The organism is Streptococcus sp. oral taxon 064 (assembly GCF_001683375.1).
GTDB lineage: Bacteria > Bacillota > Bacilli > Lactobacillales > Streptococcaceae > Streptococcus > Streptococcus oralis_S.
Genome location: NZ_CP016207.1, coordinates 1488990 through 1504768, shown reverse-complemented (window position 1 = coordinate 1504768; position 15779 = coordinate 1488990). Strand labels below are relative to the sequence as shown.

General features: G+C 41.1%; 13 protein-coding genes. 2 read left to right on the top strand and 11 right to left on the bottom strand.

Annotated elements, in window-relative coordinates; genetic code table 11:
- Window positions 1–44 precede the first annotated feature (44 nt).
- Window positions 45–1052 (bottom strand): 6-phosphofructokinase, encoded by a 1008-nt coding sequence (pfkA, locus tag AXF18_RS07345; RefSeq protein WP_049500615.1) that lies wholly within the window; start codon window positions 1050–1052, stop codon window positions 45–47.
- Between the two features lie 81 nt (window positions 1053–1133).
- Window positions 1134–4235: a DNA polymerase III subunit alpha gene (locus AXF18_RS07340; RefSeq protein ID WP_065371740.1), complete on the bottom strand. Its 3102-nt coding sequence runs from the start codon at window positions 4233–4235 to the stop codon at window positions 1134–1136.
- A 414-nt stretch (window positions 4236–4649) separates the two neighbouring features.
- On the opposite strand from AXF18_RS07340, the gene AXF18_RS07335 reads away from it, so the two are divergent.
- Together AXF18_RS07335 and AXF18_RS07330 are read left to right on the top strand one after the other, a co-directional pair.
- A complete protein-coding gene (locus tag AXF18_RS07335) occupies window positions 4650–6932 on the top strand; it encodes a Xaa-Pro dipeptidyl-peptidase (RefSeq protein WP_065371739.1) in 2283 nt (760 codons plus the stop codon).
- 518 nt (window positions 6933–7450) lie between these two features.
- Window positions 7451–7921 (top strand): arginine repressor, encoded by a 471-nt coding sequence (locus AXF18_RS07330; RefSeq protein ID WP_001043018.1) that lies wholly within the window; start codon window positions 7451–7453, stop codon window positions 7919–7921.
- Window positions 7922–7956: 35 nt separating this feature from the next.
- Here the strand turns inward: AXF18_RS07330 and AXF18_RS07325 are convergent, their stop codons facing one another.
- The 9 genes from AXF18_RS07325 to dnaG all read right to left on the bottom strand — a co-directional run bounded on the left by AXF18_RS07325 (window position 7957) and on the right by dnaG (window position 15592).
- Complete coding sequence (locus AXF18_RS07325; protein ID WP_000502578.1) at window positions 7957–8121, bottom strand: hypothetical protein; 165 nt, start codon at window positions 8119–8121, stop codon at window positions 7957–7959.
- A 9-nt stretch (window positions 8122–8130) separates the two neighbouring features.
- Window positions 8131–9441 (bottom strand): GTPase ObgE, encoded by a 1311-nt coding sequence (gene obgE, locus AXF18_RS07320; protein WP_000061637.1) that lies wholly within the window; start codon window positions 9439–9441, stop codon window positions 8131–8133.
- Between the two features lie 71 nt (window positions 9442–9512).
- A complete protein-coding gene (locus AXF18_RS07315) occupies window positions 9513–9647 on the bottom strand; it encodes a DUF4044 domain-containing protein (RefSeq protein ID WP_000863851.1) in 135 nt (44 codons plus the stop codon).
- Window positions 9648–9676: 29 nt separating this feature from the next.
- Window positions 9677–9865, bottom strand: coding sequence for a PspC domain-containing protein (locus AXF18_RS07310; RefSeq protein WP_000735790.1), 189 nt, complete (start codon window positions 9863–9865; stop codon window positions 9677–9679).
- Window positions 9866–9885: 20 nt separating this feature from the next.
- A complete protein-coding gene (locus tag AXF18_RS07305) occupies window positions 9886–11211 on the bottom strand; it encodes a glycosyltransferase family 4 protein (RefSeq protein WP_065371738.1) in 1326 nt (441 codons plus the stop codon).
- A gap of 8 nt (window positions 11212–11219) precedes the next feature.
- The gene (locus AXF18_RS07300; protein WP_049549996.1) at window positions 11220–12263 is read right to left on the bottom strand and encodes a glycosyltransferase family 4 protein; all 1044 of its coding nucleotides are present in this window, start codon (window positions 12261–12263) and stop codon (window positions 11220–11222) included.
- Window positions 12264–12375: 112 nt separating this feature from the next.
- Window positions 12376–12705 carry a metal-sulfur cluster assembly factor gene (locus AXF18_RS07295; RefSeq protein WP_000331930.1) on the bottom strand — a complete coding sequence of 110 codons (330 nt, stop codon included), beginning with the start codon at window positions 12703–12705 and terminating at the stop codon, window positions 12376–12378.
- Between the two features lie 14 nt (window positions 12706–12719).
- Window positions 12720–13829: an RNA polymerase sigma factor RpoD gene (gene rpoD, locus AXF18_RS07290; protein ID WP_049549994.1), complete on the bottom strand. Its 1110-nt coding sequence runs from the start codon at window positions 13827–13829 to the stop codon at window positions 12720–12722.
- A gap of 2 nt (window positions 13830–13831) precedes the next feature.
- On the bottom strand, window positions 13832–15592 hold the full coding sequence (dnaG, locus tag AXF18_RS07285; RefSeq protein ID WP_065371737.1) for a DNA primase: 1761 nt from the start codon (window positions 15590–15592) through the stop codon (window positions 13832–13834).
- Window positions 15593–15779: the final 187 nt, after the last annotated feature.

Here is a 15779-nt window from a genome sequence, read left to right as displayed (position 1 = left end):
AATTCGACCTTTAATGGTCATTTTACCAGATTAGTTAAAGTTGATTATGACAAGTTCTTGTTCAAGTCAGAAAGTTCAAGATCAGCTTTGTGAGGGTTGTTAACGACAATTTTACCATCAGCTGTTAAGCTAAACAAAGCTCCCTCTTCTGCTGTTCCAAGAATTGGATTTTCAACCATTTTCTCGTTACGAATACCGACAGCAACACCACCGATTCCTTGTTTAAGAAGTTTAACAGCGTGTGCACCCATGCGTGATGCTAATACACGGTCACGAGCGGTTGGTGAACCACCACGTTGGATGTGTCCAAGTTCAGTTACACGAAGGTCACTAGTGTCTCCAGCTTCCTTGAGTTTCTTACCAAACTCATTCGCAGACATAACTCCCTCAGCCAAAACGATGATGTTGTGTTTCTTACCACATTCATAACCAGCTTTGATGCTTGCAACGATATCTTCCATCTTGAAGTCTTCTTCAGGGATGATGATTTCGTCAGCACCAGTTGCGATACCTGCCCAAAGAGCGATATCGCCAGCGTTACGTCCCATTACTTCAACAACGAAAGTACGACGGTGACTTGATGACGTATCACGAATCTTATCAATCGCATCCATAGCAGTCGTAACTGCAGTATCAAATCCAATTGTGAAATCAGTCCCTACGATATCGTTATCAATAGTTCCTGGAAGTCCGATAGCTGGGAATCCATGTTCCGTCAAGCGCATAGCTCCGTGATAAGAACCGTCTCCACCGATAACTACGACTCCTTCGATACCGTGTTTTTTCAATTGCTCAATCCCTTTAAGTTGGCCTTCAAGTTGTGCAAACTCAGGGTAACGAGCAGAGTGAAGGAAAGTACCACCACGTGAAATGATGTCTCCCACTGAAGCAGCATCAAGTGGATAAATTTCACCGGCAACCATACCAGCGTACCCATCATAGATACCAAAAACTTCCATTCCTTCTGAGATTGCTTGACGAACTACTGCACGGATGGCAGCATTCATACCAGGGGCGTCTCCACCACTGGTCAAAACAGCAATACGTTTCATTTGGTTTATGCTCCTTTTTCTTTTAACATTCTTACTGATTATACCACATTTAAATCGAAAATTCTTCTATTTTCCGTATTTTTAGCGATAAATCGTTTTCATAGCAATTCCCTCTAATTTTTCCTCTAGAGCAGAATCTTTTCTTACATAATGTTGTGTAGAAACAACCGTTTTTCCTTCCTCTTCATACCTGATAATGACAGGGATTGGGCCTTTGTATTGTTCTAGGATATTTGAAATCTCTTTATCATTTTCATGATTTTTAACTTGAATCCAGAATCGTTCCGCCACTGCTTCTTTCAAATCTTGTGCAATCATTTGCAGACGACCATCTCGAGATTGAACTTTGCCATTGATGTAGTAAAATTTCCCTTCGGATAAATTGGAAGCAAATTTTCTATATTGGTCTGAAAATACAGTTACATCCATCCGAGACTTACTATCATGAACCTGTAGAAAAGCCATACTCTCGCCTTTCTTGGTTCGAATCACTTTAATCTTTTGCACTTCAACTAGGAGAGTGGCTTGAGCTCCCTCGGTTAGATTAGTGATTGGAGTGGTCGGATATAGGGCTTGTTTGGCAAGAGTTTGGAGAGGATGGGGACTGATACCTACCCCAATCAGTTCCTGCTCTTTGTAAAATTTCTCTGCCTCAGTAAAATCATCAGCTTCAGTCCAACTATAATTTGTATCCGCAAAGAGTCCACCCAACTCCTCAACAAAGACAAATAAGTTTGGTAGGTTCACTAAGATTTTCTGACGATTCTTGTCAAATTCATCAAAAAGCCCCAGTTCAACCAAAGGCGTTAGAAGCGACAGTTTCTTGTAATTCTTGGGAAGACGTGTGACGAAATCTTCAATGCTTGAGAAAGGACGATTTTCAATAATCCAGTAAGACAAATCTCTTGGCATTCCCTTAATGGCTTTTAGACCAAGATAGATTTTCTTCTGAGAAATCTTATCATGATAGGGAACGCTGTTTATTGCTAAGGGAGCTACTTCAAAGCCCATCTGCAATGCATCTACAATGTAATCACTGCTAGAATAGTTCAACATAACTTGAAAGAAAATAGCAGGATAGTGTGTCTTGAAATAAGCTAGTTGGAATGCCAGTGCTGAGTAGGCATAAGCGTGGGATCGGTTAAATCCATAGCCTGCAAACTTTTCCATCACTGCAAAAACTTGGTTGGCCTTTTCTTCTGTATGCCCCAATTTCATAGCTCCTGTGATAAAATCTTCCTTCATCAGATGCATCTCTTTGGCATTTTTCTTACCCATGGCACGTCTGAGAATGTCGGCTTTACCAAGACTGAATCCTCCAAAGCGTTGAGCTACCTGCATGACCTGCTCTTGATAGAGCATAATACCGTAGGTTGATGAAAGGATGTCTTCTAAGGCAGGGTCTAACACCGTCACCTTTTCTTTACCATGCTTACGAGCGACAAAATTATCAATATAATCACTTGCCCCCGGTCTATTGAGGGATGTCGTTGCTACTACCTCTTCAAAGACTTGCGGCTGAACTCGTTTCAAGAGTCGAATGGCTCCTGGTTGTTCAAATTGGAAAATACCTTTGGTATTTCCAGCTACAAAGAGGGCTAAAGTTTCACTGTCTTCCAGATCAATCTCTTCGATTTTTAGATGAACACCCTCTGACTCCGCAAGCAATTCCTGCATTTTTTGGACAAAAGTCAGGTTACGTAAACCGAGGAAATCCATTTTTAGAAGTCCATTGGCTTCAACACCATGAGCATCATACTGGGTGATGAGCATATCCTCACCATATTTTAGAGGAATATAGTCCGTCAAATCTTGGTCACTCATAACGACTCCTGCCGCATGGATAGAGGTCTGACGAGGATAACCTTCAATCTTTCGAGCAATCTCAAAAGCTTTTTGATATTCAATCTTGCTATTGATGACCTGTCTAAATTGCAAATTCTTTTCATAGGCCGTCGTTAGCGTATCTCGGAAACTGATTTTTTTCGTAATATTTGTTAATTCGTACTCTGGAACGCCATAGCGTTTGAAAACATCACGAATTGCCTGTTTTGCTCCAAAGGTCGAATAAGTGACAATCTGCGCCACGTGTTGACTGCCATAGCGATCACGAACATAACGAATGAACTCTGGTCTATAAAGGTCTGGAATGTCGATATCGATATCGGGCATGGTGTAACGCTCACGATTTAAAAAGCGCTCGAAAATCAGGTTCTTCTCAACTGGATCAATCCCTGTAATATCCAGTGAGTAGGCGACCAAACTACCTACAGCAGATCCACGCCCCATTCCCATATAGTAACCTTGGGAACGTCCAAAACGGAGCAAATCCCAAACTACAAGGAAATAGTCGTCAAAGCCCATATCATGAATCACAGCTAATTCTTCATTTAGTCGCTCATGATAAATAGCTGAGGTTAGCCCCTTGTCACTCAAACCTTTCTCAGCCCTCTCTCTAAGTTCTTCGACCGCTGGTCTTTCAGGATTAAAGCGAGGGAGTTTTAAACTTGGGTCGATTTGATAGCTAACATTTTCTATCAGACCTTGGAGATTGGCAAGAGCCTGAGGGAAGCGATTCATAAAACGTGCTTCCAGGTCTGAGGCAGGTAAAAAAATCCCCTGTTGTGAATGTAGATCCACTTCTCTCAGGCTGACATTTTCCTTGACTGCTGACAAAATTTGTAAAACCTGTAGGTCTTCTTTTTCAAAAGAGTTGACTTGATAGAGTGGAAGAATGGGTCTTATAAAGACTTCTTGAGGAGTATCTGGACTAACACCGATAAAATAATCAACCCCCAAATCCAACTGTTCGACCCCATTAAAATAGGGAACAATAATAGCAACATCTTCGAGGTGGGAGGTGAAGTCAGACCAATTTTTCCGTCCAGTCATTTTTAAAGTGGATAACTTCATCAACTCTTGATAACCTTTAGTGGATAGGGCTAGAAAACGTAGAGAGAGATTCTCCTCATCTTTGACCAAGGTCATTTCTAAACCAATTAAAGGTTGAATGCCATGCTTACGAGTTGCTTCTAGAAAATGATAGGCTCCATAGAGATTATCCACATCCATGATAGCAAGGTGAGAATAGCCGTATTCTTTAGCCATTTGTACATATTTTTCAATCGAAACCACACTTTCCATAAAACTATAAACAGTCTTGGTGTCGAGCTGTGCAATCATTTCTTCTCCTCCTTGCTTTCGTTTTACTACTATTATACCATTTTAAGCTGGATATTGAAGCAACTCTGCACTTTCTTTTCAATATCATCAGTTACAAACTTCTTCTCTTCTTACTGTTAAATTCTTCATTTTTCAAAGGAAGAAAATAAAAAATTAAGATTATATAATAGTTTTAAATGTAAATTTAGATATATTTATACCAAACGAAGAATAATAAAGATAGGAGTTATATGCAGTTTTACATATAAAAATCTCTAGAAAAAGGCTTACTTCTATGGTATTTATTCAGCATTTTATAATAACTTACCAAATAGATATGCTGGTTTAAGAAATTTATTTCATTTAAGTTTATTTATTCCATTTTTCCCTCTTTTTTGATATAATAAATCCAGTCTGTTTTCAAAGGAGAGAAACATGCGTTTTAATCAATTCAGCTATCAACCAACCACTAGTTCTCAACGATTTGCAGAATTAGAAGGTCTTGGTCTAAAGCTGTCACCCCAACTGTCCTTAAAAAGACAGTTTGAAGACTTCATTCGTTGGAGTTTTTTCACTTATTCTGACACGGATTATGCCTTGTCGACTTTGGCTGCGGATAAAGAAACAGATTTAGTAACTTTTTTCCAGTCAGACCGTGAGTTAACTGCGGAGATTTTCTACACAGTAGTTTTTCAACTTTTAGGATTTAGCTATCTTGTTGACTTTGAGGATGCCGAACAGTTTCGTAAAGAAACTGGTTTTCCTATTGTTTATGGGGATCTCATTGAAAATCTTTATCAGTTACTCAATACGCGAACGAAAAAAGGAAATACGCTCATCGATCAGCTTGTTAGTGATGGACTCATTTCAGAAGACAATCACTACCACTACTTTAACGGTAAGAGCTTGGCTACCTTCTCTACTCATGATGTCATTCGTGAAGTCGTGTATGTCGAGAGCCGTGTGGATACTGATAAAGATGGACTCCCTGATTTAGTCAAAGTCAGCGTTATCCGCCCACGTTACGATGGTCAAGTACCTGCTCTTATGACTGCCAGCCCTTATCACCAAGGGACTAACGACAAAGCCAGTGACAAGGCTCTCTACAAAATGGAGGGAGAGCTTGAGGTCAAACCGCCCCACACCATTGAACTTGAAGAACCTAAGCTGAATTTAGTCGAACCTCATGGTCAAGCAGAAGTCGTCTCAGAAGCTGAAGAAAAGCTATCTCATATCAATAGCTCATATACACTCAATGACTACTTCCTCCCACGTGGATTTGCCAATCTCTATGTATCAGGTGTTGGAACCAAAGATTCTCAAGGTCTCATGACCAATGGTGACTACCAGCAGATTGAAGCTTATAAAAATGTCATTGATTGGCTTAATGGTCGTTGTCGTGCTTTCACGGACCACACGCGCAAGCGCCAAATCAAGGCTGACTGGTCAAACGGCAAAGTCGCAACAACAGGTATTTCCTATCTAGGTACCATGTCCAATGGTCTCGCCACCACTGGTGTTGATGGCTTAGAAGTCATCATCGCTGAAGCAGGTATTTCCTCTTGGTACAACTACTATCGGGAAAATGGTCTAGTGACCAGTCCAGGTGGTTACCCAGGTGAGGATTTTGACTCACTTGCTGAATTGACCTACTCCCGCAACCTCCAAGCTGGTGACTATATTCGTGGCAATGAAGCTCATCAAGCAGACTTAGAAAAGGTTAAAGAGAAACTCGATCGCAAGACTGGTGACTACAATCAGTTTTGGCATGACCGCAACTATCTGCTCAATGCTCACAAGGTTCAAGCTGAGGTCGTCTTTACGCATGGTTCCCAGGATTGGAACGTCAAACCGCTTCATGTTTACCAGATGTTTCATGCCCTTCCTAGCCATATCAATAAGCACCTCTTTTTCCATCATGGTGCCCATGTTTATATGAACAACTGGCAGTCAATCGACTTCCGCGAGTCCATGAATGCCTTGTTAAGTATGAAATTGCTAGGACTTGACTCAGGCTATCAACTTCCGACTGTCATCTGGCAGGACAATATCGCACCGCAAAGATGGCAAGGTCTTGATAACTTTGGCAAACAGGAGGAACTGCATAGCTTCTCTCTTGGAACTGAAGAAAAAGTGATTCAAAACCAGTATGATCAAAAAGATTTTGATCGTTATGGAAAAACTTACCAGACCTTCAACACTGAACTATATCAAGGAAAAGCCAATCAGATCACCATTGACCTTCCAGTGAGTCAAGACATTCACTTAAATGGGCGAGTGGAGCTGAAACTTCGTGTCAAATCAAGTACGAACAAGGGCTTATTATCAGCCCAACTGTTAGAACTTGGACAAAAGAAATATCTGCAGCCTTATCCAGCTGTTTTAAGTGCTAGAACCATTGATAATGGTCGTTACCACATGTTAGAAAATCTCTGTGAGCTACCATTCAACCCAAGTGCCCAACGTGTCATCACCAAAGGCTACCTTAATCTTCAAAATCGAACCAATCTCCTGACGATTGAAGAAATCCAACCAAATGAATGGATGGACTTCAAGCTAGAGCTTCAACCAACTATCTACAAACTTAAAAAAGGAGATACTCTCCGTTTGGTTCTCTACACAACAGACTTTGAGATTACAATTCGAGATAATACAGACTATCAATTGACTGTTGATTTAGCACAGTCTAGTCTTATCCTACCTTGTCAAAAGGTATAATCTACCAGACTTTCAATATGGAAATATTCAAAGGAAAAGTCAATGAATTTGACCATTGAACTTCCTATAACCAAAGTTTTCCACTTGAACAGTCGAATCAAACATAAACTTTGTATCAAATCCAGTTCATCTGAAAGCATTTTAAAAGCCCTAGATAGAACTTGGACAAAAGATACTCCCTCCAACCAACATGTGTAACCATTTATCATACACGCTACTAGACCACATGTTGGAAATCTCTGTGAATTACATTTAGAGTGAATTCACAAAACGCCGTGACAAAAAGCTACCCAAATTGAATGATTCACTGTCATTAAAGAACATCAATGTAGATGAACGGATTGCTACCCAGTTTATCTGCACGCAACTAGTGACAAGTTATAAGAAGGAGAATCTCTCCATCTAGTTCTTTATCCTACTGACTTTGAAATCATCATACGTGACAATACCGCCTACCACCCGACTGACATTTTCGTTCAGTCCACGCTACTGTACCTTGTAAAAGGAGTACTTACTTTATGAACAAATCAGAACACAGACACCAACTTATCCGCGCCCTCGTTTCAAAAAACAAAATCCACACTCAAGCTGAATTACAAGCCTTGTTAGCGGAAAATGATATCCAAGTTACACAGGCTACCTTATCACGCGATATCAAAACCATGAACCTTTCAAAAGTGCGCGAAGAGGATAATTCTTATTATGTGCTAAATACAGGCTCTATCTCCAAATGGGAAAAACGCCTTGAAAACTATATGGAAGATGCTCTTGTTATGCTGCGTCCTGTGCAACACCAGGTTATTTTGAAAACTTTACCCGGTTTAGCCCAATCGTTTGGATCTGTAATTGATTCCTTGGCCTTTCCAGATATCGTTGCAACCCTTTGTGGAGATGACGTCTGCATGATTATCTGTGAAGATGCTACAAAAGCGCAAGCTTGTTTTGAAAGTCTTAAAAAATATGCACCACCATTTTTCTTTAGTGAATAAAGCAAATCCCGTGATCAAAAGATCACGGGAATTTTTTATTTCTTTGACTGTGTTTCTTCTTTCTTTGTACGTGCCAATCGAAGAGCACGTTTAGGATTGAGACGATTAAATAATTCTTCTAGTTTCTTTTCATTCCATACATCTGCTGCAGAAACAAAATTGCCATCTGCATCTCGGAATGATATCGGTTTATCTCCCATATCAATCTCCTAGTCTACAAATTCAAATTCAAATTTACCAATTCGGACCAAATCGCCATCTTTGGCTCCACGCGCACGAAGGGCTTCATCAACCCCCATACCACGAAGCTGACGGGCAAACTTCATGACCGATTCGTCACGGTCAAAGTTGGTCATGTTAAAGAGTTTCATGAGTTTTTCACCAGAAAGTACCCATGTCGCATCATCATCACGACTAATCTCAAAGGCTTTTTCTTCCTCGTCAAAGCCATAGTAAGCCTCTTCTTCCATATCGGATTCATCATAAATTGGGAATTCTGGAGTCTTGTCTAACAACTCGGCTGTCGCGTCCAAAAGAGTCGCCAAGCCTTGCTTGGTCAATCCAGAAATTGGGAAGATGGCTGGAAGTTCCTCAAACTCGTCGTAGTTTGCTGCTAACTTTTCCTTGAAAGTTTTAAGATTTTCCTGACTTTCAGGCATATCCATCTTGTTGGCCACGATAATCTGTGGACGTTCCATGAGACGAAGGTTATAGGATTCTAATTCCTTATTGATAGCAAGGTAATCCTCATAAGGATCACGTCCTTCGCTAGCTGACATATCGATGACATGGAGGATAACTCGTGTACGTTCAATATGACGGAGAAACTGGGTTCCAAGACCAACCCCTTGACTAGCCCCTTCAATCAAACCTGGAAGATCTGCTACTGCAAAAGATTCACCTGACTGCGTACGAACCATACCTAGATTAGGGACAATGGTCGTAAAGTGGTAAGCACCGATTTTAGGTTTAGCTGAAGTGATGACACTGAGTAAAGTTGACTTCCCAACTGATGGAAAACCAACTAGACCAACATCTGCTAGAATCTTCAATTCCAGTTGCAACTCACGTTCCTGACCCGGCTCTCCATTCTCAGAGATTTCAGGTGCAGGATTTTTGGGAGTGGCAAAACGGATATTTCCACGACCACCTCGACCGCCATGAGCCACGATAAATTCCTGACCATGTTCAATCAAGTCTGTAATGACTTTTCCTGTTTCCGCATCACGTACAGTAGTCCCCTGTGGTACGCGAACACGAAGATCTTCTGCACCACGTCCGTGCATTCCTTTGGTCATCCCTTTTTCACCAGAATCAGCCTTGAAATGACGGTTATAACGGAAATCCATCAAGGTACGTAAGCCTTCGTCTACCACGAAAACAACATTACCTCCACGTCCACCATCACCACCCCAAGGACCGCCATTAGGGACATATTTTTCACGGCGAAAGGCAACCATGCCGTCGCCACCATTACCAGCCTTGACCTTAATCTTGGCTGTATCTAAAAACATACTCATATTTTCTTCTCACTTTAAAAAGGCTGGGGAGAACCCAGTCATTAGTTATTGTTTCTATCCTCGTAGCTTGCTTAAAATCTACTAAAAGCTCCAAGCGCAGTTGCAAAGATACCAGCAAGGGTTACAAACAACATGATGAGCACGACAACAAGCGTCACCTTTTCAAACAAAGTTTTTTTACGTTTTCCGTTATCTCCAAAAGCCATAACTTCTCCTCTTTCTATATAATTCTAATTTAATATTCTGTTGAAACTGGTGCAATCAACCATAAAATGATATAAGCAAGGACTCCTGTCCCATAACAAAATGCAAGAACAGCCCAAATGACACGAACAATTGTTGGATCGATATCAAAATAATGAGCAACTCCTGCGCATACTCCACCAATTTTTTGATCTTTCCCGCTTCTCATTAATTTTTTCATTTTTTCTTCCTCTTATTCTATTATTTGAATTCGTCTCTCCAATAATCTCTGATGCTAGACAATTGTTTTCGAGACGCTCTTAAAATACGCTTGGATTCTTTTACTGGGCTTGTAACAGCCTGTTGTGGTAGATAGAGAATCGTTTTTAAGAAGCGCTGAGTGACAGGTTGTCCATCATGTAACTCTTGTTCAAAATTATTTGAAATAATGGCATCAAGGTAAAACTCATGAACTCGTTTCCCAAAATTTTCAGCCGAAATCTCATACAACTTGTCAGCCAACTTTTGCTCATCCATATCTGGAGTGGCAATCAAAGCCTCCAGGATGGCACCTGCAAGGTCCTGTTCTCCATAGTAGAGGGTTCCAAACATCCTATCACTGATCAGATTATCCAGATAAGGATTGCCATGAGCGATGACAGGCGTTCCACTAGCTAGACTCTCTAGATAAGTCAACCCTTGGGTTTCACTAGTGGATGCAGAGATAAAGAAGTCTGCCGACTTATAGTACAAGGCTGTTTCACTTGGGGCGATCATACCAGTAAAAATCACCTGATCTTGAATTTGCAACTGGACGGCTTGTTCTTTCAGACTGTCCAGATAAGGACCGTCACCAGCAACAACCAGTTTCACCTTGTCTTCTTCTTTCAAAACCTGCGCGAAGGCGGTTAGGACCGCTTGGATATTCTTCTCATAGGAGATACGAGAAAGACTCAGTAACATTTTCTCGTCTTCTTTTATTCCAAGTTTAGATCGAAGGGAAGCTAAATTCTCTTCCTTAATCTCAGGTCGTTCAAACTTAGCCAACTCAATTCCAGTTGGGATGACACGCTTTTCAACCTTAACTTTGTATTTCGATAAAAGGTCACGAACAATCTCACTAGGGCAAATCACGCCATCTACATCATGAAGGAAGCCACGCACCAAATATTTTACCATACTCGGACGAATTAGCATGCCCTTAGCAATGTAATGCACATAGTCTTCATACTGGGTATGGTAGGTATGAATAACTGGAATTTTCAATTCTCTCGCAATCCAAATTCCTAACAAACCAAGAGAAAATTCTGTCTGGGTATGAATAATATCGAGTTGATACTGCTTGGCAATTTCAAGCGCCTTTGTAAAACCTCGGTAGGCAAATCGTCGATCCTTAAACGCAAAGAAAGGGACACTCGGAATGCGAATAATTTGCCAATCCTCGTAGCGGTTCACATCTTTATCTGTTGTTGTAAAGATAAAAACTGCATGCCCCTGCTTTTCAAGCTCAGTTTTCAAAGTCCGAATACTAGTCGCGACCCCGGAAACCTGAGGGAAATAGGTATCTGTAAATAAACCAATTCGCATAAATTACCTCACTTTTTGCCCAAAGCAGCCTGTTCTCGATAAAATTTTAACCAGATTTCCAACAAATGCTCCTCAGAGTACTCTTTGGAGATCTCGCAAGCTTTTTCTTTCAAGTCTTTTAAGGCTTCAGAATCATTCTTGTATTCTAGGATTGCTTCTCTCATCTCGGAAACATCACTTGTAGCACGATAATTCCCATCAAGAATAACCTTATATAGATCCAAATCTCTTAACATAATCGGAGCCTCGCAACTAGCGGCCTCTAAGATGGTCATAGGGAATAATTCATTATAACTTGGTAGCAAGAACAGATCCGCCATAGCATAAAGTTCCCGCATCCGTTCGGGTGACACAATTCCAGGAAAAATAAGATTTTCAGGTGGATTGTCCATTATCTTCTTGTAGCGTTCATAACCATCTGTCATCCCACCAAATGAAAAACCACCTGCCCAGATAAAGGTAATTTCTGGCAATTCCTCAGCAAGACGGATAAAGTCATCAATCCCTTTACGTTTCTGAACCTGACCCGCACCGATTACGACAAACTGATCTTCCGCGAGATCCATTTCCTTCCGGAGTTGTGCAACTTGCTCAGCTGGTAATGCATGCCATTTATCTTTGTTTACAAAATTTGGAATATAAGTTACTTTTTCACGCGGAATACCAGCAGCCACTAAATCCTCGATAAACATGGGATTGACCACCACCAAGTGTTCCATTCGGTTGTAAAAGGAAAAAACATAGCGTTTGACAATTCCTTTTAGGAAAAATGGAATCTTTAAACTCCCCTCAAGCGTATCAGGCAAAAAATGCACATAGCCAATTTTTCTCCCAGAGCGTTTCTTTTGGAAAGTAGATAAATAATAAGGGAAATCAATGGTGTGAAAATGAGTTACATCTGCCTCTACAGGAAGATTCTCTGTAACAATCAACTGGTCTTTAGCATCGCGGTGAAGGAGACTAACCAATTCTCGATATGCTCCTGACACTCCTTGACCAGCTACTTTTTCACTTGAGCTTAGCATATTAATACGCAATTTTTCGTTTTCCATACCTTTCATTATACCATTTTATTTCCAGAAAATCAGCAAAAGAAAGAAGAGACGATTGGAAAAAGGATAAAATTATCCTATTTTCCAATCGTCTCTCTCATTTTTTTAGTCTTTATTTAATTCCTAGGGCGATACGCGCGTATCGGCTCATTTTTTCAACTGTCCAAGCTGGATACCAGACCAATTTAACTTCGGTATTGGTTACCTCAGGCACATCTGTCATCGCATCATGTATCTGGTCTGTCAAAAGGTCAGCCAGTGGGCAGCCCATAGTTGTCAAGGTCATATCAATTTCAGTATGACCTGTTTCACCATCAAAACGAATTTCATAAATCAAACCTAGGTTGACAATATCAATCCCCAACTCAGGGTCGATGACTTCTTCCAAAGCATTTAAAATGCGTGTTTTGATCGTTTCAATTTGCTCTTCTGTATAAGCCATGTTATTCCTCACTCTCAGTCTTCAATAAAATCACGAAGGGGTTTGCTGCGACTTGGTTGGCGCAATTTTCTCAAAGCCTTGGCCTCAATCTGACGGATACGCTCACGAGTCACGTTAAAGACTTTACCAACATCTTCAAGGGTACGCATTTTCCCATCATCTAGCCCGAAACGAAGGCGCAGAACGTTTTCTTCACGGTCTGTGAGAGTATCCAAAACTTCATCCAACTGCTCGCGCAAAACGATTCGAGTTGTGTAGTCTACTGGATTTTCAATTACTTCGTCTTCGATAAAGTCCCCAAGATGGCTATCGTCCTCTTCACCAATCGGTGTTTCAAGTGATACTGGTTCTTGAGCAATTTTCAAGATTTCGCGGACCTTGTCAGGTGTCATATCCATACGCTCAGCGATTTGTTCAGGAGTTGGATCTTGTCCCAATTCTTGAAGGAGATTCCGCTGTTCACGGACAAGCTTGTTAATGGTTTCTACCATGTGGACAGGGATACGAATAGTACGGGCTTGGTCAGCGATGGCACGGGTAATCGCCTGACGAATCCACCAAGTTGCGTAAGTTGAAAACTTGAATCCTTTTGAATAGTCAAACTTGTCAACAGCCTTCATCAAGCCCATGTTTCCTTCTTGGATCAAGTCAAGAAACTGCATGCCACGCCCTACGTAGCGCTTAGCAATCGAAACCACCAAACGAAGGTTGGCTTCTGCAAGACGTTGTTTGGCTTCAATATCACCAGCCTCAACTGCTAAGGCCAATTCTTTTTCCTCTTCGTTAGTCAAGAGAGGAACAACCCCGATTTCCTTCAAATACATACGGACTGGGTCATTAACCTTGGCAGAAGTTGAGCCAATCAAGTCCTCATCACTGAGTTCTGGTTCTTCTTCTGCACTAAGAACACGCGCGCTTGGATTTCCTTCGTTATCTGTGATAGAAATTCCAGCATCCTGAATCCGTTGCAAAAGGTCTTCAATGCCTTCTGCATCAAGGGCAAACGGAATAACCAGACTTGAATTGATTTCGTCATCTGTTGCTGTTCCTGTTTTTTTGTGGTTACGGATAAAGTCTGCTACTTGCACATCAAATGTGGTTACTTCTTTTTGTTTTGTTGCCATTATTACTCCATTCTTCTCTTTTGGGAAATCAATCGTTGCAATTCTTCCAAGGCTGTGTCTGTATCTCCTACATGACTAGCTTCCTGCACTTTCTTTTTAATCCTTAAATTGTCCTTGCTGAGGAGGGCACGGTTACGAGTCGCTTCGACTTCCGCTAGCTCTTGAGGCGACATCTCAGCTGGCAAATCCAAGCTAAGCACGTGGTACCAGGCATTTTCAACCTCAGGAGTCTGATGAGACAGTTCCTCTGATCCGATTTCTCCCTCTGCACTTAATAATTCGTAAAGAATTTGAAATTCTGGGGTATCAAAGAAAAAATCTTCTCTTAATCGGTAGTCATTTAGAACAACTGGATTCTCAGCCATCCTATAAAGGAGATGAGCCTCTGCTCTCATGACTGCTCTCAGTTGCCGCGTTACAGGTAAACTAATCGCTGCTGGAGGTTGCTCCTCTTTGACTCTTTCCTGCCTTTGAACAATGCGACTTTCATTTACAATCTGCTCCACCTGCTGGTAATCAAAAGAAGGTAGATTATCCGCCAGAATGTGGATATAAGAATTCTGGGCAGTGATAGACTTTTCTTTGGCGATTAGGGGCGCAATCTTTTCAATGAATTCGATTTGCGCCTGTAAGTTATCACTATTTTCAGGCTTTAGCTGGTGAATATAGAACTCTATAGGACTAATCCGAGTCTTGGTTAAAAGGTAAGCCAGGTCTTCAGCAGAATTCTTTTGCAAATACTCATCTGGGTCCATGGCATCAGGTACTCGGACAACTTCCACTGAGAAATCTTTTAATTCTTCCAGAGCTTTGGCTGTTGCTGCCTGCCCTGCCTTGTCGCCATCATAGCTGAGAACAATTTTTTTGGTAAAGCGTTTGAGGTGGTCAACATGCTCCTTGCTTAAGGCTGTTCCCATGGAAGCTACAGCATTTTCTATACCAGCACGGTAGGCTGCAATCACATCCATGAAGCCTTCCATCAGATAGAGCTCTGTAATCTTACCTGTTCCCTTTTTTGCCTTGTCCAAATGATACAATTCGTAACTCTTGTTAAAAATTGCAGTCGAGCGACTATTTTTATATTTGGCAGTCTGACTGTCAGTTTCTTGCCAGATACGACCTGAAAATGCAATGACCTGTCCCTTGTCATTGGTCAAAGGAAAGATGATCCGTCCGAAAAAGGTATCAAAGAACTGATTGTCATCTGACAAATAAAACAAGCCAGATTCCAATAAATCCTTTTCCTCAAACTTGCCAGATAAACGTTGGTAAAGATAGTTTCTCTCGGCTGGAGCTAGTCCAATTTGGAAGTGCTTCAGAACTTCATCCGTCAACCCACGTTTGTAGAGATAAGCCCTTGCTTCTTCTCCCATCTTAGTCGTCATGAGGATTGCATGGTAAAAGCGTGTTGCTTCTTCATGCATATCATATAGAGCTTGATGAGGGGAAGCTTGTTGGGGACGAGACTGGATAGGCATAGCTAGTTGAATACCGACACGCTCACCTAAGAGCTGAACAGCTTCCATGAAGGACACGCCTTGGTATTCTTCGATAAACTTAAAGACATCTCCTGAACGACCACAGCCAAAACAGTGATAAAACTGCTTGTCTTCCACAACGTTGAAAGAGGGGGTCTTTTCACCATGAAAAGGACAGAGCCCTAAATAGTTCCGTCCAGCCTTCTGTAAAGAAATCACATCACCTATGACTTCCACAATGTTGGCATTGTTTTTGATTTCTTCAATGACTTGCTTGTCAACCATACACAATACCTCCATCTTATCATAGTTTCACGTAAACTAGTATAGCTTATTTCTGAAAAAAAGTAAACCATTTCATACGCTTTCCGTAATTCTCTTTGCCTTATTTTTCTAGATAGAAAGAGGAGATAAAAAACTCAGAAACACTTCCATGTTTCTAAGTTAATCTTCACTATTTTTTGATGAAATA